Annotated in this window: 18 protein-coding genes and 1 pseudogene; 16 read left to right on the forward strand and 3 right to left on the reverse strand. The window is 56.1% G+C overall.

Going from position 1 to position 20444, the window contains the following annotated elements; all coding sequences use genetic code 11:
• Positions 1-28: 28 nt before the first annotated feature.
• A complete protein-coding gene (locus K9N21_16820; GenBank protein MCF8145578.1) occupies positions 29-1768 on the reverse strand; it encodes a glutaconyl-CoA decarboxylase subunit alpha in 1740 nt (579 codons plus the stop codon).
• A 1-nt stretch (position 1769) separates the two neighbouring features.
• Positions 1770-2981 carry an enoyl-CoA hydratase/isomerase family protein gene (locus K9N21_16825; GenBank protein ID MCF8145579.1) on the reverse strand — a complete coding sequence of 404 codons (1212 nt, stop codon included), beginning with the start codon at positions 2979-2981 and terminating at the stop codon, positions 1770-1772.
• 341 nt (positions 2982-3322) lie between these two features.
• Between K9N21_16825 and K9N21_16830 the strand changes: the two genes are divergently transcribed.
• The 5 genes from K9N21_16830 (at position 3323) to K9N21_16850 (ending at position 8772) form a co-directional block, all read left to right on the forward strand.
• On the forward strand, positions 3323-4474 hold the full coding sequence (locus K9N21_16830; protein ID MCF8145580.1) for an acyl-CoA dehydrogenase family protein: 1152 nt from the start codon (positions 3323-3325) through the stop codon (positions 4472-4474).
• Between the two features lie 338 nt (positions 4475-4812).
• Positions 4813-6675, forward strand: coding sequence for an ABC transporter ATP-binding protein/permease (locus K9N21_16835; protein MCF8145581.1), 1863 nt, complete (start codon positions 4813-4815; stop codon positions 6673-6675).
• Positions 6676-6707: 32 nt separating this feature from the next.
• The gene (locus K9N21_16840) at positions 6708-7049 is read left to right on the forward strand and encodes an HU family DNA-binding protein (GenBank protein ID MCF8145582.1); all 342 of its coding nucleotides are present in this window, start codon (positions 6708-6710) and stop codon (positions 7047-7049) included.
• Positions 7042-7491 carry a type II 3-dehydroquinate dehydratase gene (gene aroQ / locus K9N21_16845; GenBank protein MCF8145583.1) on the forward strand — a complete coding sequence of 150 codons (450 nt, stop codon included), beginning with the start codon at positions 7042-7044 and terminating at the stop codon, positions 7489-7491. Before K9N21_16840 ends, aroQ begins: the two co-directional genes overlap by 8 nt.
• A gap of 45 nt (positions 7492-7536) precedes the next feature.
• Entirely contained in the window at positions 7537-8772 is a 1236-nt protein-coding gene (locus K9N21_16850; GenBank protein MCF8145584.1) for an MFS transporter, read from the forward strand.
• A gap of 83 nt (positions 8773-8855) precedes the next feature.
• Here the strand turns inward: K9N21_16850 and K9N21_16855 are convergent, their stop codons facing one another.
• The gene (locus K9N21_16855) at positions 8856-9515 is read right to left on the reverse strand and encodes a DnaJ domain-containing protein (GenBank protein MCF8145585.1); all 660 of its coding nucleotides are present in this window, start codon (positions 9513-9515) and stop codon (positions 8856-8858) included.
• A 676-nt stretch (positions 9516-10191) separates the two neighbouring features.
• Between K9N21_16855 and K9N21_16860 the strand changes: the two genes are divergently transcribed.
• The 11 genes and pseudogenes from K9N21_16860 (at position 10192) to K9N21_16910 (ending at position 20427) form a co-directional block, all read left to right on the forward strand.
• A complete protein-coding gene (locus K9N21_16860) occupies positions 10192-10962 on the forward strand; it encodes an N-formylglutamate amidohydrolase (protein MCF8145586.1) in 771 nt (256 codons plus the stop codon).
• Between the two features lie 186 nt (positions 10963-11148).
• Positions 11149-11982, forward strand: a complete 834-nt coding sequence (locus K9N21_16865) for a formylglycine-generating enzyme family protein (GenBank protein ID MCF8145587.1) — start codon at positions 11149-11151, stop codon at positions 11980-11982.
• A gap of 198 nt (positions 11983-12180) precedes the next feature.
• Positions 12181-13818: a nucleotide sugar dehydrogenase gene (locus tag K9N21_16870; GenBank protein MCF8145588.1), complete on the forward strand. Its 1638-nt coding sequence runs from the start codon at positions 12181-12183 to the stop codon at positions 13816-13818.
• A 68-nt stretch (positions 13819-13886) separates the two neighbouring features.
• The gene (locus K9N21_16875) at positions 13887-15005 is read left to right on the forward strand and encodes an ABC transporter substrate-binding protein (GenBank protein ID MCF8145589.1); all 1119 of its coding nucleotides are present in this window, start codon (positions 13887-13889) and stop codon (positions 15003-15005) included.
• A 122-nt stretch (positions 15006-15127) separates the two neighbouring features.
• Positions 15128-16042: a branched-chain amino acid ABC transporter permease gene (locus K9N21_16880; protein MCF8145590.1), complete on the forward strand. Its 915-nt coding sequence runs from the start codon at positions 15128-15130 to the stop codon at positions 16040-16042.
• On the forward strand, positions 16042-17040 hold the full coding sequence (locus K9N21_16885; GenBank protein ID MCF8145591.1) for a branched-chain amino acid ABC transporter permease: 999 nt from the start codon (positions 16042-16044) through the stop codon (positions 17038-17040). Before K9N21_16880 ends, K9N21_16885 begins: the two co-directional genes overlap by 1 nt.
• Positions 17037-17219: pseudogene (locus K9N21_16890) on the forward strand (ATP-binding cassette domain-containing protein). Before K9N21_16885 ends, K9N21_16890 begins: the two are co-directional and overlap by 4 nt.
• Positions 17220-17456: 237 nt before the next feature.
• On the forward strand, positions 17457-18224 hold the full coding sequence (locus K9N21_16895) for an ABC transporter ATP-binding protein (GenBank protein MCF8145592.1): 768 nt from the start codon (positions 17457-17459) through the stop codon (positions 18222-18224).
• A complete protein-coding gene (locus K9N21_16900; GenBank protein MCF8145593.1) occupies positions 18211-18912 on the forward strand; it encodes an ABC transporter ATP-binding protein in 702 nt (233 codons plus the stop codon). Before K9N21_16895 ends, K9N21_16900 begins: the two co-directional genes overlap by 14 nt.
• Positions 18913-19415: 503 nt before the next feature.
• The gene (locus tag K9N21_16905; protein MCF8145594.1) at positions 19416-20222 is read left to right on the forward strand and encodes a transporter substrate-binding domain-containing protein; all 807 of its coding nucleotides are present in this window, start codon (positions 19416-19418) and stop codon (positions 20220-20222) included.
• Between the two features lie 25 nt (positions 20223-20247).
• A complete protein-coding gene (locus K9N21_16910; protein ID MCF8145595.1) occupies positions 20248-20427 on the forward strand; it encodes a hypothetical protein in 180 nt (59 codons plus the stop codon).
• Positions 20428-20444: the final 17 nt, after the last annotated feature.

Consider the following 20444-nt stretch of genomic DNA (forward strand, 5'->3'; position numbering starts at 1 on the left):
CCAAGTGTCCAGAAACCAGTATCCATTACTATCCCCTGACGGATCTCGGCAGCAGCATCTGATGCTGAGGGCAGATGCGCTTCGGGTTCTGATAGCAGCACCTGGCAAATCCAACGAAATAGTCCCTTAACGCCGCCATCGGGGCAATCTCATCCACCAGCCCCGCCTTTGCGCAGTATATGGGCCTGGACTGATCATAATACTGCTTGGCCAGGGCGTTCATCTTCTCGATCACCGGATCGAGGGGATGTCCGGCATCCTTTTCCTTGACCAGGCGCCTGGCAAAGGCCGCGGCCGCAGCGGTCTCCCCGTGCATCACATATATCTCCGTCGTGCCCACACCCAGGGTAAAGGCGTTGTTCCGGGTGGCCTGGGGCCCTCCCATGATGTAGTGGGCCGCAGCCGTTCCCTTTCTCAGGACAACGCACATCATCGGGACGTGGGAGCTTTCAATGGAGTAGATCAGGGACTGGCCCAGACCCAGAAGCTCTGCCTGCTCAGCGATATCGCCCACATCGATGCCGCTCGTATCCTGAAACCAGATGAGGGGGAGTTTGTCCCTGCCGCAGTACATGACCAGTTCATTCATCTTGATGAGGCCCTCGCGGTAGAGCTTGCCCCCGATGCCGAGGTATTTGCCCTCTGCATATTTTGGATAGCCCTTTCCCAGGAATCCCTGTCGGTTGGCAATGACGCCGATGGGAAAGCCGTCTATCTTGGCCAGGCCGCAATAGACCTCGGGACCGTAGTCCGGCCGGTATTCCATGTGTTCGCTGCCGTCAAAAAGCCTTGCCAGGACCTGTTCCGTGCTGTAGGTCCTTTTCTGATTATAAGGGACCACAAAGTTAAGGTCCTCCGGCGAATACAACGGATCGGCCGGTTCGGCCACCCTGAAGGTGGCGGGATCATACAGGGGCATGCCGGCCATGCACTTTTTGACCGCATCCAGCACCCCCTCTTCCGTATCAAAGACCTCTCTCATGAACCCGGTCTTGTTGTGGTGGATTCCAACGCCGCCGGGCGGGACCTCTTTGAACTGCCGGGTCGCCTCGATCAGGGTCTCGGCGCCTTCCAGGTCAAAATGCCCCTTTGGGGACATGCCGCTGACAATGCCGCCGCCGCCCACGGCCATATTGGACTTTTCGTGGGCAAAGATGATGGCCGGGCTGATGGCATGATAGCCGCCGCCTGCCGGATTGGTGCCGAACATGCCGACGATCACCGGGATCCCCTTTTCCGCCAGTTCGGCATGCCTGAAAAAGGTCCTCCCTCCGGATCGCCGGCCCGCATATACCTTCTCCTGTTCGGTCAATTTGACGCCGCTGCAGTTGAGCACCCAGACCAAGGGGATGTTGAGTTGTTCGGCCATATCCTGGGCCCGGAACACATGTTCCCGCTGCCCGGGGATCCACGCCCCGGCCAGGACCTTGTTGTCGGACGCAATAATCACCGCGTATCGGCCGGATATCCTGCCCAATCCGGTCCAGACGCCGGTGCTTCCCTCCTGGTTGAACTCGGGATCGTAGAGACTGTTCAAGGGGAGAAAGGACCCCGGGTCCACCAGAAGACCGATCCGTTCCCAGGCCGCTTTTTCGCCCCTTTTATAGATCTTTTCCAGGGGGATCCCGGCCTGTTTTCTCTTCTCCACGGCCTCGGCGATCTCCATATCCACCCCGGCTATCTCACGGGCGTTTTCCCGGTTCTGTTCACGATCTTTTTCGTTGATCGGCTTTCCGATGGGCGTCATCTTTTCAAAATAGTCTTTCATGTCAGTCTGCCTCCCTGTAATCTGCGACGGTTTGCTCCAGTGTGGCGATCAGACCTGCACGGAACCGGGGATTGCGGTACAGCCCGGCATCCGCCTTCATCTCCTTTTCCACAAAGAGATGCTCATCAAATCCAGATGGATCATACGCTTTTAGAAGTCTGGTCAGGGCCTCTATGGACTGGGGGGCCAGGGGCCTTCCCAGTCGCTTGATCTCATCGTTCACCGCTCTCAAGGATTTCCCCCGGAGATGGGCGTAATTTTCAGGGGCTTTTCTCCTGGCGACCTCTCGGGAGACCTCCTCCCGGGTGGCCAGGACCCCTCTTTCATCCTCACTTATCACGGGGATGGCGTCTTCCGGACAGGTCGCCATATCCAGGGCCTTGGGGAGAAGAAGGAGTCCTGTTTCATCGTTATGGGTCTCCAGGGCCGCCAGATAATGGGCCTTGTCCGCATCGGGATCAGCGGTCTTTCCCCTCCTGGGAAATGGAAAGGGGATATGGACGATCTCATTATAGATCCCGATGGCCTTGAGTTCATCGGCCTTTACCTCTCGGGAGGTCATGGCCATACAGACCGCATTGACCGGACCCGCCTTGATCAGGGTTCGGGCGATCCCTGCCCAGCCCGGTATCAACCCGATCATGGCCTCGCTGAAACACATGCCGCTCCTGGAATCGCCCACCAGATAATCGGCCATAAGGGGGATCTCCGCGGATCCGCCGAACCGTGTTCCACCTCCACACACGGCCACCACCCGCATGTCCCGGGCAATCTTCCGGATAGTTCCGTGAAGGGAAATTCCTTTTTTCAACCTATTGTCGGCCCACTCGAAAAGCCGGTCGATATCTTCTGCAGATGCGCCGGCGGATGCCTTCTCCTCCTTGGCCCTGAGCGTGGTCTCCAGCCGGTCAAGGCTTTCCTTGAGATCCCCCCCCGCATGCACGGGATCGTTGGCGCCGTAAAGGATCAGGAAACTGAGATCGTCTCCCTGTTCATAGACTTTTCCCAACCCCTCGAGATAGGCATCCAGACCGGGGTTTCCCACCTGATGCACCGGGGGATTACAGTAACAGAGGATGGCGCCGGTCTTTCCATTGAAAGACACCCTGTCGATGGCAAGATATGCTTTTTTCTCCGACCATTCATAGATCGGCCCCAGATTTTTGCACCCCGCTATGGTGTCGGACCGAACCACTCGTACGGGTCCTTTCATGATACGCCTCCTTACGGTGTGAAGTTGGTGGATAAATGACAATTTAATATAATAAAAAGCATACCGAATCAAGCAATTCCGACAACCGGGGATATTCGGCACCGGCCGCTTTTCTAATTGACAAAGTGTAAATGCACGCCTATAAACTGGGTGGTTTATGGAGGAGAAAACATTGCGGGGACGAGGGATTAAGGGCCTGAGAACGTGCTTTTTGGACGAAGAAACGGTTGAATGAGACAGGTGAACCCTATGAAGGAATCTTGCGGATGGAATCAAAATAGCTGTTTTTACCCTGAATTCCTGAATTCGCGATTCCTCAATTGTCAATTGAAGGAGTGATTATGGACTTCAGCCTTTCGATGGAACAGGAAATTCTGCGCAATTCAGTCCGTGACTTTGCCGAAAAGGAGATCAAACCGGTTGCAAGGGAGCTGGATGAAAAAGAGGAGTTTTCCTATGACACCATGCGGAAAATGGCTGATCTGGGCCTTTTCGGGATGTTTGTCCCGGAAAAATACGGCGGCCAGGGGATGGATTACGTCTCTTACATCATCGCCACCGAAGAGATCGCCAGGGTGGACGGCTCCCATGCGGCGACGGTGGCCGCGGGCAATTCCTTGGGGATCGGGCCCCTCTACTACTTTGGGAATGAGGAACAAAAGGAAAAATATCTGCCCGCATTGTGCAGCGGGGAGGCCCTTTGGGGGTTTGGTCTTACCGAACCCAACGCAGGTTCCGATGCCGGCAATTCCAAGACCACGGGGGCCTTGGACGGCAATGAGTGGGTGGTTAACGGAAGCAAGATCTTCATCACCAATGCCTCCACCAGGATCACATCGGGGGTGACGGCCCTGTGCCGCACCGGGACCCGTGAAGACGGCCGGCCCGAGCTTTCGTGCATACTTGTGGAATCGGGGACCCCCGGGTTCGAGGCCAGGGAGATGCATGGCAAGCTGATGTGGCGCGCGTCCAATACCAGTGAACTCTATTTTGACGATTGCCGCGTCCCCCAGGAAAATCTCCTGGGTCCAAGAGGTCATGGATTTTACCAGATGTTGCAGACATTGGACGGGGGACGCCTCTCCATCGGCGCCATGGGTCTGGGGGGGGCACAGGGGTGCCTTGATCTCTCCCTGAAATACAGCAAGGAACGGGAACAGTTCGGCAAACCGATATCCAACTTCCAGGTGAATGCATTCAAACTGGCCGACATGGCCCTCGAGATCGAATGCGCCCGGCTCATCCTCTATAAGGCCTGCTGGCTGAGAGACAATAAAAAGCCCTTTTCCAAAGAAGCGGCCATGGCCAAGCTCCACTGTTCCGAGGTCATGTATCGATGCGCCAACCATGCTGTCCAACTCCACGGCGGTTATGGATTGATGAAAGAATATGACGTGGAACGATTCTACCGGGACCAGAAGCTCCTGGAGATCGGAGAAGGGACCTCCGAGGTGCAGCGGATCGTCATCTCCAGGCTTATCGGCGCATTATAACCTCTGAATCCCGGATTGGAGGGCATCACTGCCCCGCATGACCCAAACGTGATTGAATGACGGATCCGTATCCGAAATCCCGTATCCACTAAAGCGGATACCCGCAATCAATCCCGCGGCGGGACTCACACAAAGACACAAAGCACACAAAGGATTTTTTTTGAAAATAAACGGGAACATGCCCTTTTCTCCGTGTTCTTTGTGGCTCCGTGTGAGTCTATAAAATAAGGCGTACTGAGATACAAACAGATTTTCTTGTTTTTTGTTACAGGGTTATTGGAAATAAGGTACTAACCGGTCTCCAGTCTCCAGCATCCAGTATCCAGCACCCGATTTTCATGATAGATCTTATCTTAGGTAAAGAGATTGCCGCCTATGTCCGGCGTCATCGGGGGATGGTCATCTGCGCAGTGGTGCTGATGGCCATATCCTCAGTGTTCGTGGTGGTTCCCGCCTACCTTCTGCAGCCCTTTGTCGATGAAGGGATGAAGACAGGATCGGCACCCGTGGCCTGGAAAATTCCCTGGATCCAGTTGGAAGCCGGATCATGGTTCTCCTTTAAAAAGACGGAACTGACCATTGTGGAGGGGATCACCCCGAATCGTCTCCTCGTACTCCTCACGCTGGTGGCCTTTGTCTCGGTGTTCATCAAATCCATCACCACCTATCTGGGCGGCCTCTCGGCTGCGGCATTTTCCAACCGGGCGGTCAAGTCCCTCAGGATAGACCTCTTCGCCCAGTTTATCTCCCTTTCGCCGGGGTTCTATCACAAAAGAAAAGCAGGGGAGTTGATTGCCAGGTCCACGGCGGATCTCGCCGTATTGCAGGGGCTGATCGCCGAGGTGCTCCTGGGCCTGATCGAGTACCCGCTCTCGGCCCTGGTGTTCCTGATCTATCTCTTCGTGATGAACCTCAAACTGACCTTGCTGGTCTTTTTTGTGGTACCCCTGATCGCCCTCCTGGTCAGGATCTTCGGGAAGAAGGTCAAGAAACATTCCTTCAGGGTCCAGGAGGCCACTGCAGAGGTCACGTCCGCCTATCATGAAACCCTCCTCTGCATCAAACTGGTGCATGGGTTTTTTATGGGGAAGAGGGAGGTTAAGCGGTTCAGTGCGCTTGCCGAAAACCTCTACCATCGGATCATGCACTGGAACCGATGGCAGTTGGGCCTCGGTCCGATGATGGATTCTGTTGTCTTTCTGGTCATGCCCGGGGTATTGATCGTAGGAAAGGTCTATTTTCATCACAGTCTCGGTGAACTCATGGCAATGGCCTATGCCTTTTCACGGGTCTACAGACCGGTCAAGCGCTTGGCCCTGGTGAACAATCAGATCAAGACTCTTCAGGGGGCCACCCAGCGGGTCTTCGGGATTATGGGAACCGTCTCCGACATTCGGGACCTTCCCGGAGCCGCACCGCTCCCGCGCCACAGGGAAACCATCGCATTTGACAAGGTGAGTTTCGGCTATTCTCCCGGCGACCCGGTGCTCAAGGATGTCTCCTTCTGCCTCAGGCAGGGGGAGATGGTGGCCTTTGTAGGATCCACCGGGGCAGGCAAGAGCACGCTCCTCTCTCTCATCCCCCGTTTTTACGACGTCACCGAGGGAAAGATTTCCATCGATGGGATGGATATCCGGTATGTCACCCTGAAATCCCTGCGCCGGCAGATAGGCGTTGTGAACCAGGAGATCCTCCTTTTTAATGAAACCATCCAGTATAACATCGGCTACGGGGATCCGGAAAAAGGGATGGAGGCGATCATCGCCGCGGCAAAGGCCGCCCATGCCCACGACTTCATTATGGCCCAACCCGATGGGTATCAGACCATGGTGGGGGACCAGGGAAGCCTTCTCTCAGGCGGTCAAAGACAGCGGATCGCCATTGCAAGGGCCATACTGATCGACCCGGCCGTGCTGATGCTGGACGAGGCGGCCTCGGCCCTCGACGCAGAGAGCGAAGGGCGGGTACAAAAGGCCATCGAAGGATTGAAAGGGACCCGGACGATTGTGATCGTTGCCCACCGCCTGAGCACCATCATGCGGGCAGACCGTATCTTCGTTTTGGAGGCGGGCAGGATCGTGGAATCGGGGACCCTCCAAGAGCTTTTGAAATTGAATGGAAGGTTCAGACAGCTTCATGACATGCAGTTCGGCAAAGAGCATGGAGCGCGGAGCGCTGAGGGGATGGCCCCTAGCGCATAGGGCATAGGCAAAAAAAGGGGGGGCACCGCGTCATGACGTTGAACAAGGCCCGTATTGTCACCAGCGTAATGGAACATGTCGGTTTTAAACCGCGCCGTAAAAGCCTCCAGCTGTTCCTCTTCCCAGAGCTGGATCGTATATTCCTGAGCAGGAACCGCGCCGGTAAAATCGTCGACTCCCTCTTCGGTAAAATTAAGGATGCCCTGGCCCGGGGTGAAGACGTCCGCATCGCCGGCTTCGGCAGATTCCGGGTAAAATTCAAGTGGGCCAGGAAGGGGAGAAATCCGCAGACAGGGGAGATGATTATTCTCAGATCCAGCAGAACCGTCCGGTTCAAGCCGTCCAAGAAACTTCGGGAGAAGATCAATGGATAAGACATCTGTTTTGGTGATAAACGGACCCAACTTGAATATGCTGGGCCAAAGGGAACCGGATCAGTACGGGAAGATGACCCTGGAGGACATCTGCCGGAAAATCAAAGCCCATGGGGAGCAAAAACATATTCCGGTGGATTTTTTCCAGAGCAACTCCGAAGGCGAGCTGGTCAACCGCATCCAGGACGCCCCGGGCCGGTTTTCCGGGATCATCCTTAATGCCGGGGCCTATTCACATACCAGCATTGCCATCCGTGACGCCGTTTCAACTATTTCCGTCCCTGTGATCGAGGTCCATATATCGAATGTATACAATCGGGAAGGGTTCCGTCATCATTCCTATCTTGCCCCGGTATGCGCCGGATCCATCGTCGGGTTCGGATATTTAAGCTATATTCTGGCCTTGGAATATTTTGCCCTCTCTTGTCAGCCCCGGCACTAATCCGGAAAATTCCTGCTTTCTGCATGGTAAATATTGAGGACACCGATGTCCCGTCGCTGGCTGATTTTCCTGATTACCTCTGCTAATTTCTTCCTTTCCCAGTTCTACCGGGCCACCAATGCAGTCATTGCCGACGATCTTCTAAGAGACCTTTCATTAGACACGCAGGGTCTGGGGACCATCAGCGCCGCCTTTTTCTATGCCTTTGCCCTGACCCAGATTCCGATCAGCATCCTTTTAGACAGGCTCGGCCCCAGGCGGATGATGACCGGGCTTTCTTTAGTGGGGATCGGGGGCGCCCTCCTCTTCTCCGCAGCCCATTCGCAGGGGATGGGTGCGGCGGGCCGCATCCTCCTGGGCGTGGGCATGGCCTGCAATCTCATGGGGACCCTCAAGCTTCTGACGGTCTGGTTCGCTCCGTCCTCCTTTGCCACCCTCACCGGTGTGGTATTTTCCATCGGCACCCTGGGGAACATGGCGGCCACCTCCCCCCTGGTCTTCCTGGTCAATGCCATCGGCTGGCGGCACTCGTTTATGATCATTGCGGCAATAAACCTGGTTCTCGTCATGGCCCTGTATCTGGTGGTAAGGGATATGCCTCAGGATGCGCCTTCCGCACACCATGACCTTCCGCCCTCCGGCCCGGACAAGGTCTTCTCCGGGTTGACCCTCCTTTTGAAGACACGGGACTACTGGATCATCTCCATCGGGGCCTTTGTGAGCTACGGGGTCTATGGCGCCTTTCAGACCCTCTGGGCCGGTCCCTATCTCATGGAGGTGATGGGCCAGAGCGATATGGACACGGGACATCTGATTTTTCTCATGAACCTGGGGGCCATTGCCGGGGGGCCGTTGTGGGGGGCGATGTCCGACAGGATCCTGAAGACCCGAAAATGGGTGGTCACCGGGGGTCTTCTGACACTCGTGTTAATCCTGTTCATCCTGGCGGGACTTCCGGTGGGAACGGGATTCGGGGTCCTTCTGATCCTGTTCTTTGCGTTCGGGCTGATCAGGGCCTCCGGATTGCTGATGTACGTGCACATCAGGGAGAACATGCCGATAGACATGGCCGGGACCGCCATGACCGGGATCAATTTTTTTACCATGATCGGCCCGGCCTTCTTTCTTCAGGGGTTGGGGATGTTCATGCAGGCCCTCTACCCTGAGGCATCCCGGGGACCGGAGGCCTTCATGACCTCCTTTGTCCTGTGTGCCTGCTGTTGCCTCCTGGCAGGACTCCTCTATTTCTTTACCAAAGAGACCCGGGGAGCCCGGAAATAAGCCTGGGCCCGGCAAGGAACGCGGTCTGCGGGCTGCTGAACGCGCGGGGTTGAGGGCGGCCGGTTACCCGCCCCCCCCGAAGGTTACATAAAAGGATCGATGACCGCCCGGATATACAGAACCGCATCCTTTAATCCGATGTCTTCCATGGACACACTTAACTCGGTTCCATGTTGCACATTGGGGGGGATGTTCAAAGAAAACGTCCTTTCAGACGTCACCCGCCCCACGCCTGAACACACCGGGCAGAAAAAGGCATCCACATATCCTGTTTTCATGCACCTCGGGCAGGGTTCGGTAACAGGAACGGTTATGGGAAAAAGTCCCCCTCTTCTCGCCTCTTCCGAGGAGAGAACGGCCTCAAAATAGAGATCCTTGCCTCTTGTTTTCCCTCTTTCCGGGTGGAAGAACCCGGGGATGAATCCTTCAAAGAACTCATCGGTGGAAGAGAAATGTGTCTCCATTTCATCAAAAAAGGATCGCCTGTGATGAATGATCCCGGCGGTCCTTTCACTTCCCCTGCGGGAAGGTTCTTTTCCCAACTCCAGATCGTAACGCTTTCGTTTGGCCTCGTCGCCCAGTGTCTCATAGGCCTCTCTGATCTCCAGGAACCGTTCCACATTCTCCGTGGAACCGGTCGCATCCGGATGATACCTCTTTATCACTTCCCGGTACGCCTTCTTGATCTTCTTGAGGTCGGCCCCCTTACTAACCCCCAAAGCGGTGTAATAGTCATCTGACATCACATCCTCTCCTTTCCATCCGGTTGTTAAGGCAAGGGAAAATTCATCTGTCCATCATTACTGCCGATCTACAGAGCAGCGTAAAGATGTCCGCAGCAATTCAGCGCCGGGAAGCCCTCCCGGCCCCAACGATCAATTTCGGCACATCAGTACCTGGTCTTCTGTCATGAAAAACAAGAAAATGTGGCCATCCTTCTTTTGCACGTTTAGCCTTCCGTCATTCCGGCACGATTCCAGCCGGAATCCGGAGATACGGCGGACTGGATTCCGGCTAAGGGCATGCCGGAATGACGGGACAGTACGCAGCCGTTTTGGTTGCGGTCGTCAGGCCGCCTTAGAATAAACAGCAATAACAGCGTCTTAATCAGAGAAACGCACTGGTTAAAAAGATAAATCATGCGTAATATTCTGTCAAGAAAAGCAAAAGGACCGGCGAAGTCTAAAAAAGGGGCGTCAGATGCCCCCAAAAATCCCGTCATAATTTTAGTATTGCAAAGCGATGGGAAAGTAGACAAAGATCATCTCAATGAATGATTATTGTTGAGCCGGTCCGGATTTTCGGTTAGATAATCGCTCCAGCCGGATATCAAGAAATTTGCCCTTAATCTGTTTATCCGACATGCGCTTGACATCTGCTGCGGGTATCAGGCTCCGGCATCCAGAAAGGAGATATGTAATGAGCCTCCCATTTGTCATATCCATCCCCCACTGCTCCGACCGGATTCCCGATGAGATAAAACCGGCCCTTGCCCTCAACCAAGAGGACATCGAGGATTCCGTGGACTCAGGAACGCGAGAGATTTTTGGATCTTTGGACGCCACGGATATCCTGTGGGCCCGCTGGAGCAGGCTGGTGGTGGATCTGAACCGGGACCCCTCGCGGATGGATGCCAAAGGGGTCGTTGCAAGGATCGACTATTCCGGCCGGCAGGTCTATCGCCCGGGCATGGCCCCCCATGCAGCACAAATAGATGAGCGCCTCAACAAATACTACCGGCCGTATCACCTCCGGTTGAAAGAGGCCCTGGAGCAGGATCATATCAGAGGTTTGTTGGACGGTCATTCCCTCAACGGCATAGGTCCTTCCGAGGCCCCGGACGCAGGCCGGAAGCGGAAAGACATTGTGCTCAGCAACAACGGGGATCATAACGGCGAAGGGACCCCGTCCCTGGGACCGACGACCTGCCCTGTGGAGATCCTGCACCTGATGAGACGGATCTTTGTGAGCGCCGGATTTTCCGTCGCTTTGAACGATCCCTATACCGCCGGGTTCATCACCACCCACTACGGTCGCACATTGGCGCAAAGGGGAAAATTCGCGGTTCAGATGGAGATCAACCAGAGCCTGTTTATCGAACCGGGAACCGTGAGGATCCTTTGGGAAAATCTCGCACGGACCAGGGACCGCATCCGGCAATGCTTCGATGACATCGCAAGGATGCTCTAGCCGGCTATTTTTCACTTCCCCTTGTCGGCTTTTTTTGCTATCTTATTCTACTCAAAGGGATTATTGCATTCATCCGGTCTTCCTTGCGCGCGGTCTTTGAAGGCACTTCGTCTCCGACCTGCCTTTGCCCGGTCCCTGGGGCGGGGCTCGCGGGTTCAAGCTTCAACATTAAGGGGGTTACAGGTCATGGCTGTGATTTTGAAATATGCGGAAAAAGTCTGGATACCGGTTCTTGCCGGCATCCTGGTTTCCCTGTTACCCTGCCATGTTTCTGCAATGGAGAAAAGCATTACCAATTCTCTGGGAATGAACTTTGTGCGGATACCGGCAGGAACCTTCACCATGGGAAGCCCCCCGGATGAAGAGGGCCGAAAGGATAACGAGACACCCCACGAGGTGACCCTCAGCAGACCCTTTTACATGCAGACGACCGAAGTGACCGTGAAACAATGGCGGGCCATTATGGGAAGTCCATTATTTTTCAAGAAGAAGGGTTCCGACGACATGCCGGTGGTAAAAATCTCGTGGGATGACTGCATGGCATTTTTGGAGAAATTGAATGCCCGCAAGGAAGGCGTCTACCGGCTCCCCACAGAGGCGGAATGGGAATATGCATGCAGAGGCGGGAGCGACTCGGTCTATGGCTGGGGCGACACCATCGATTGCAGTAAAGCCATGTATGCCAATAACAGCCTGAAAGCGGGCGACTGCTTAAAATATGTAAAATCAAGGGGATTGTCCACAGACGATCCTGCGCCTGTCAGGAGTTATGCCCCCAATGCGTGGGGTCTCTACGACCTGCCGGGAAATGCCTGGGAATGGTGTCAGGACTGGTACGGCCCGTACCCCCAAGGGTCGGTGGTGGATCCCCAGGGACCCCGGTCAGGATCTGTAAGGGTGCGAAGAGGCGGGAGCTGGTACGGGCACTGGGAGAGATGCCGATGTGCCAACAGGAATTTCAGTCACCCCGCCAGCAGGTACCAGACCACCGGTTTTCGGCTGGTCAGAGAGGCCGAGTAATCGTCACGCCATCCCGCTGATCCGCGGGTAATGTCCGCACACAAGGCGAGGTCGATCCGGGTTAAGAGGAATGAAGAGGGTGGAGAGGGTGGGAAGGTAAGAAGGCCGGTCCGCAACGAGCCACCCGTACGAGCCCGGATGTCGCACATCTTTGGTAACGGTTTTTGAGACGATGGAGCATAAGGAGGCAGCTGTTTCATGGAATATTCCGTCAGCCCGGAAGGGGAGCGATTCAAGCTTCCCCAGGAAGAAGATTATGCGCTGGAACACGATAGACTGAAAGCGATCGTGGATGCCCGGCGCCAGGAGGGTTTCGAGATCGTGGTGGTCATGGGCCTCGGGTTCGTGGGGGCGGTCATGGCAGGCGTGGTGGCCGATTCAGTAGACGGCAAAACCGGAAACCCCAACAAATTCGTCATCGGCATGCAGCGGCCGAGTCCTCGAAGTTTCTGGAAAATCCCGCTCTTCAATCGCGGCGTCTCTCCGGTGAAGGCAGAGGACCCTGAGGTGGCCCCGCTGATCGAACGATGCGTCACCCGGAAGAAAACCCTCACCGCCACCTTCACCTATGATGCCCTCGAAATGGCGGACGTCTTGATCGTGGATGTGCAATGCGATTTTCTCAAGGAGGAGTTGGGCAATCTGAGAAAGGGCTATGCAGAGATAGGGGCCCTTGAAGACAGCTTCAAGATTATCGGCAAACGGATTTCTCCCCATTGCCTGGTCCTCATAGAGACCACCGTGCCCCCGGGGACCACCGAATATGTGGCCTATCCCCTGATCAAGAAGGGATTCAAGGCCCGGGGAATCAATGAAGAACCGCGGCTGGCCCACAGTTTCGAAAGGGTTATGCCGGGCAAGGAATATGTCCGGTCGGTGAGGGACTTCTGGCGTGTATGCAGCGGCATCGACCCGGAGAGCAGGGAACGGGTGACCCGCTTTCTCTCCGATGTTCTCAATGTGGAAAAATTCCCCCTGACCGTACTCGACCGGCCCATTGAGAGCGAGACCTGCAAGATCGTGGAAAACAGCTACCGGGCCACCATACTGGCCTTTCTCAACGAGTGGAGCCTCTTTGCAGAGACCAACGGGGTGGATATTGTCAAGGTCATCGATGCCATCAAGGTCCGGCCCACCCACAACAACATCCTCTTTCCAGGACCCGGCATCGGCGGGTACTGCCTTCCCAAGGACGGAGGGCTGGGTCTCTGGGCCTATAAGCACCTGATGGGGTTCGAGAACGACATCTTCAAAATCACGCCTGAGGCCATCAATATCAACGACACCAGGGCCCTCCATGCGGCCCAGCTGGTGCGCGACGCCCTGAGAAACATGGGACGCATCGTGGCCGCCTCCCAGATCGCCCTTCTCGGGGTGTCCTACCGGGAGGATGTAGGGGATACCCGATACAGCGGCTCCGAGATCGTAGCTCGAAAACTGACCGAAATGGGGGCTGATGTCCGGGCCCATGACCCCTATGTAACACATTGGTGGGAATTGGAAAAACAGGAATCTTACCCGGCCGTGGGCGCCAGTTGGTCGCGTTTTTTCCGCAACCAGGAACACCTGGCCGACTTCTCCATGACGCCTGACCTGGAAACCGCGCTCAAGGGATCCGATGCAGTGGTCCTGGCGGTCAGGCACCGGCCCTATCTGGAACTCCAACCGGAAGAGGTGGTCAAAATGGCCGGCGGTCCCCTGGCGGTGGTGGACTGCTTCGGAATCCTGGACGACGCTAAAATCGAACGGTATTTCGAGTTGGGGTGCGAGGTCAAGGGCATGGGCCGAGGTCATATCAACCGGATCAAGGATAGCGTGCGTAAGAGAAAAGCGTAGACGAATGACTGTTTTTGGGTTTGTTTCCAACTGTCGATGCCAATCCAAAATCCCAAGAGGAGGATACCATGAAAAGATGCGTCTGTTTTTTAATCGCCTGGTTCCTGTTGACCGGGGTCGCGTGGGCGGATTCCATAAAAATCCCCGTTGCCGCGGCCTTTACCGGCCAGTTGGCCTCATTTGGCGAGGGGATCAAGAATGCGGCGATTTTGAAGGGGGAAGAAATCAATGCGGCGGGAGGCATTAACGGCAAGAAGGTCGACATCGTATTGGAGGATGAGCTGTGCGATCCCAAGGAGGCGGCCACCGTGGCCACCAAATTGGCCAATGACCCGCAGGTCCCGATCGTCATCGGGCATCTTTGCAGTTCCGCCACCCTGGCGGCCCTTCCCATATACCGGGACGCAAAACTTCCTGCCATATCGCCCGCCTCCACCAATATCAGCATCGGAAAAATGAGCCCGTTCTATTTCCGGAATGTCTACAAGGATGATTTCCAGGGACTCTTTCTGGCCAAATATGCCCATCTGGCCAGAGGGTTCGAGAAAATGGCGGTCTTTTACGAGGTCAACGACTACTCCATGGGGTTGATGCAGGCCTTTATGAAGGAGGCCAAGCGTCTGGGCATCAAGATCCTGGGCACAGAGGCCTACACATCGGACACCACCGATTTCAAGCCCCAGCTCACCAAGTTCAAAAGGATGAAGCCCGATGCCATCTTTATCCCCGGGTATGCCCCCCAGGGAACGCTCATTGTCTCACAGGCGAGGGGCCTCGGCATGAAGGATGTGGCCTTTTTCGGGGCCGACGGGCTCGATGACGACCTGATGCTGAAAAATCCGGATGCAGAAGGCCTTTTTGTCACAACGCCCTTTTTACCGGATAAGGCAGGGCCCCGGGCCGCCGGTTTTATCGAGGCCTATAAGAAGAAGTATGGCAAGGAGCCCAACTGGTTTGCCGCCAACGCCTACGACGGGGTGGGGATTGCGGCCCAGGCCATAGCGGCTGTAGGTCCGGACAGGGTCAAGATCCGGGATTACCTGGCCGGTATCGATTCAAAGGAAAAGGCATATCAGGGCGTTGCCGGCAACACCTATTTTGACGAGAACGGCGACTGTCTCAAGGATGCATTTGTCAAGGAAATCAAGAACGGAAAATGGGTCAGCGCTGAAAAGCAGTTACAGTGATCCGTACATGGTACACTTCAGGGGGCAGGTTGGCAGCGACCTGCCCTTTTTTCAGCATTCAGTATTCCTTATTCAGTATTCCTTTTTAGCATGACCTGAAGGCCGTTGCCAGGGGATATGCGGTGGAAAATCTTCTCGATCAGTCGAGTCTTTTTCTCCAGCAGCTAGTGAACGGCATTACCCTGGGCGGGGTGTATGCCCTCATTGCCGTGGGATACACCATGGTCTATGGGGTCATCCAGCTGATCAACTTCGCCCACGGCGAGATCTACATGCTGGGCGCTTTCTTGGCCTATACCCTGGTGACCATCCTCGGTCTCCCCTTTTTTGCCGCATTTGTCCTGACCCTCATGATCTGCGCCTGTTTCGGGATTATCCTGGATGTGGTCGCCTACCGCCCCCTGCGAAAGGCCCCGCGCCTGGCTGCCCTCATCACGGCCATCGGGATGTCCATATTTCTTCAGAATCTGGCCCTCATGATCTGGGGCTCCCAGATCAAATCCTATCCCCGGGAGGTGCTCCCCGGCGTATTTTCCAAGGCTGCATGGAGCATAGGGGATGTCACCGTGTCCTGGCTTCAGGTGTTCATCCTTTCGATCACCGTGGTGTGCATGGCGATTCTCCATTTTACCATTCGCAGGACCAGGATCGGCACGGCCATGCGGGCCGTTTCCCAGGACAAGACCACCGCGGCCCTTATGGGGATCAGTGTCAACCGGGTGATCTCCTTTACCTTTGCCATCGGTTCGGCCATGGGCGGAATGGCCGGGATACTGGTGGGCCTCTACTACAACGCCATCTTCCCGACCATGGGCTACATCGCCGGCATCAAGGCCTTTGCAGCCGCTGTTTTAGGGGGAATCGGCAGCGTTCCGGGCGCCATGTTGGGGGGGGGCGTCTTGGGCATTGCCGAGGTGATCGGGGCCGGGTATATCTCATCGGAATACCGCGACGGCATCTCCTACGCGGTCATGATAGCGGTCATCCTCTTTAAGCCGTCCGGCCTTATCGGCAGGCAGATCAGGGAGAAGGTGTGATGGGTCTTGGACTTCCCGCACAAAAGCCCCGCCTTTTCTTCCTGGCCCTGGTCCTTTTGGCCGTTCTCCTCCCCTGGCTCCCCCTGGGCGGGTCGACCAATTACATCGTCAGGATATTGACCACAGCGGTCCTCTACATGATCCTGGCACTCGGTCTGAACATCGTCCCCGGATTCACCGGGCTCCTGGATCTGGGATACGTCGGTTTTTACGGGATCGGGGCCTATACCTCAGGACTTCTGGCCATCCACTTTGATCTGGGCCTGTGGGCGATCCTCCCGCTGGCCGCGCTCAACGGGGCGATCTGGGGGATCCTCCTGGGCGCACCCACCCTCCGCCTTACCGGAGACTACTTCGCCATCGTCACCTTCGGGTTTTCCGAACTGGTGGTGCTGGTCATCCGGAACGAACTCTGGCTCACCCGGGGCCCCATGGGTCTTCCCGGCATCTCTCCCCCTTCCATCTTCGGCCATCTCCTCACCCGCGACTGGGAGTTTTTCTATCTCATCCTGTTTCTGCTCATGATCGTCCTGGTGGTGGTGACGCGGCTCCAGGATTCCCGGCTCGGACGGGCATGGTTCGCCATACGGGAGGATGAGATCGCGGCCCAGTGCTGCGGCGTCAATCTAATCCGGTACAAGGTCACGGCCTTTGCCATCAGCGCCTCTATCGGCGCCATGGGCGGGGCCTTTTATGCCAAATGGTTCAAATTCATCCACCCGGACATGTTCAAGTTCTGGGAATCGATATTGATCCTTTGCCTGATCGTTTTCGGGGGAATGGGGAGCATTGCCGGGACCATGCTGGGGGCGCTGATACTGATCCCCCTCTCCGAGGTGCTGCGGGCGGTCCTGCCCCAGGGCCTGTTCAGCGCCCGGTATCTGATCTACGGGCTGGTTCTGGTCCTCATGATGCGCTGGCGGCCGGAAGGCCTCATCCCCTTTGAGCGGGCCCAGGCCAGAAAGGCAGGGCTCGCAAAGGAGCGTCTCAAGATATGAATCCGGTGCTCAGGGCCACACACCTGTCCAAGTCTTTCGGGGGGCTCTCGGCCTTGAGAGATATCAACCTCGAGGCCCGACCCGGTCAAATCGTCGGGATCATCGGGCCCAACGGGGCCGGAAAGACGACCCTGTTCAACTGTTTTGCGGGCCTCTATCATCCGACCCGGGGGCAGATCCAGTTTCAGGCCAGACCTATTCTCCCCCAGGTCTCAGAGGCAAAGGCGAAACTTATCCGGCAATGCGCCATCCTCTTTATGGCATTGGGGGTGATCTGGCTTCCCCTTTTCTGGTCATTCTTCCTGCCCGATGCCCTGTACAAGCTGGAACTGGTGCTTTTGGGCCTCTTTATTCTGGCCATACGATTTCTACTCATTCGAGGGCTCATGCGGTTTCAGATATGGGCCTGGAGTCTTATGATCGTCTTTCTCCTGTCGGACCTGGGCTTTTCCGTCTGGTGGCTGACCCGGCCGTCTTCCCCGGTATTTCTGATGGGGACCCGCATCCCTCTGGACTATTTTTCCTGGCCGTGGAGTCTTGCCGCAGGAACGTTCAGCATCTACCTCCTGATCCAGTTGGGATCGCGTCAGGGACGGCAGCTTTACGGGTTCAGGTTGAGTCCCGATGCCATCTGCCGCCTGGGGATGGCCAGGACATTTCAGAATATCCGCCTCTTTTTCAATCTGAGCGTCCTGGACAACGTGAAAATCGGGCGCCACGTTCAAATGCGGTCCGGTGTCCCCGGCGCCCTCTTCAGGACCAGGGGAATGCGGGACGAGGAGGCGGTCACCGAAAAAGAGGCACTTGAATGCCTCCGGTTTGTGGGCCTGGAAGCGCGGGCCTTTGATCTGGCCGGGGCCCTGGCCTATGGCGAGCAGCGCCGCCTGGAGATCGCCCGGGCCCTGGCATCCCGGCCGAAACTCCTCCTCCTGGATGAGCCGGCAGCAGGGATGAACGCGCGGGAATCCGCCCGCTTGATTGATCTGATCCTCCAAATCCGAGCAAAGGGAATTGCCGTACTGATCATCGAACACGATATGCGGGTCATGATGAACCTGGCCGACCATATCTACGTCCTCGATTACGGCAGGCTTATTGCCCAAGGGACCCCTGACGAGATTCGAAGCAATCCAAAGGTCATAGAGGCCTATTTAGGCGGGGGCGCGACCCATGCTGAGGCTTGAAGACGTTCACAGTCATTACCGGAAGATACACGCCCTCAAAGGGGTTTCCCTGAGGGTTCGCGAAAAAACCATCTGTTGTCTCATCGGGGCCAATGGGGCCGGCAAATCGACCCTTCTCATGACCATCAGTGGAATACAGCCGGTCTCGTCCGGCAGGATACGGTTCAGGGACGACCCCATCGATAAACTGCCGCCCGAAGAGATTGTACAAAAAGGGGTGGTCCAGGTCCCGGAAGGCCGGCGCATTTTCGCCGATCTGACGGTAAGGGAAAACCTGATGCTGGGGGCGTATCTCCGCCGCAACCGGCAAGCGGTGGCAAGGTCGATGGAAAATGCCTTCCAGCTTTTCCCCATCCTGAGGGAACGGCGCGACCAGTTGGGCGGGACCCTGTCGGGTGGGGAGCAGCAGATGCTTGCCATGGCAAGGGCCTTGATGGGGACGCCCTCACTCCTCCTCCTGGATGAGCCTTCCTTGGGACTGGCCCCCCTGGTGGTGGTCCATATCATGCACATTATTCAGAAGATACGGGATGACGGGCTCACCATCCTTCTGGTGGAACAGAATGCGCAGGCGGCCCTGGAATTGGGAAATTACGGGTATGTCATCGAGACGGGCCGGGTGGTGCTGGAGGATAAGGCCGCTGCCCTCCTCCAAAATGACCGGGTGAAAGAGGCCTATCTGGGGTAGGCTGGGGACTGGATGCCGGATACCTGTTGCAGGGAAGCGGAAATTCCGTCTTCAGCAGGACCGGCCCTGGATGGAACGAGGGGGATGCTGTTCCGACCTCCGACATCTGACGCCTGACCGCGGGTCTTTTGCGGCCGGTCTTGCGCTTTGCGCCTCTATTGGGATTGCAATCAGAAAGGATTGGTGTTAAGTTCCAGGTCCCGGCCCTTTGCCGGGTATCGGTTCCCGGATTTTCGGCACGTGTCGGATCCATTCCATATTGTGCTTCTGCCTGATGCCTTGCGCCTCATGCCGGAACCTGCAGACATCCCTGTGATAAGCCCTGCATCATCCACGTCTCGGATTTCCATTGTGCCAAGGCGTGTAAGCATGAGGTTGTTGGTATGGACTGCTGTCAGGGCCATGGTTCTGGAATGATGGAAAAGTGGAAGATGAGAAAGGAAATGAATCACGCCTCGGCGTGACCAATCAGGGCGAAATCCCTAAGAGCAAGGAGAGTCCGCATGAAAAGAGGTATTTTCGCTGTTGCGCTGGCCATGGTGTTAACACTGACGTTGATAGCGACGGCATTGGCCGGACCGGCGCTGGACCGCATCTTGAAGAAGGGCCAACTCACCGTAGGGCTTACGGGGAACCAGCCGCCCCTGAACGCCAAGAACAAGGCGGGGGAGATTATCGGCATGGATGCGGCGCTTGCCGAACTGATCGCCACCAACATGGGGGTCACGCTGAACATGGTCAGCATGCCGTTTGCTGAGCTGTTGCCCGCGCTTCGGGCGGGAAAGGTGGACATGGTCATGTCGGGCATGACCGTGACCCCGGAACGGAATCTGAAAGTGGCATTTGTAGGACCCTACTATGTCTCCGGAAAAGGCATCCTCACCAAGACACGAACAGTGGCCAAAATCGAAGATGCCAAGGGTCTTAACCAGAAAAACATTAAAATCGCCTCGCTCAAAAACTCCACCAGTCAGGAGATGGTTACAGAGGCGGCACCCGAGGCCACGTTTATCGCGACCCAATCCTATGATGCGGCCGTTCAAATGCTTTTGAAGGACCAGGTGGATGTGGTGGTGGCGGATTACCCTTTCTGCGCCCTCACCGCATTTCGCAACAAGGATAACGGCCTCACCGCAGCGGATGTACGTCTCACCTTTGAGCCGTTGTGCATTGCCATGCCTGAAGACGCGCTCCTGATCAACTGGGTGGAAAACTTTCTGATGATGATAGAGGCCAGTGGGGTTCTGGATGCCCTCAAGAATCATTGGTTCAATGAGAAGGTATGGCTGGAGGAACTCCCTCAGAATTAACTGGATCGCAAACGGAGAAGATATAATGCCGGCGGATAAGCAAGATAATACTCAAAAGGAACCGTTACCCGGAAGGATGGAGGCACTGAGGGAACTGCCCGGGGAAATCCTGCGGGGACTTAGCAAGGCAGAGATCAGGGCGTTTCTCTTTGATGAGGTCTGGCCCGATTCGCTCCAGGAAAAGTTGAAGGACTATTTGGCATGAGAAGCGTCAACTTCCTG

The sequence above is a fragment of the Deltaproteobacteria bacterium genome (genome assembly GCA_021737785.1).
In the GTDB taxonomy this organism is placed as follows: Bacteria; Desulfobacterota; DSM-4660; order Desulfatiglandales; family Desulfatiglandaceae; genus AUK324.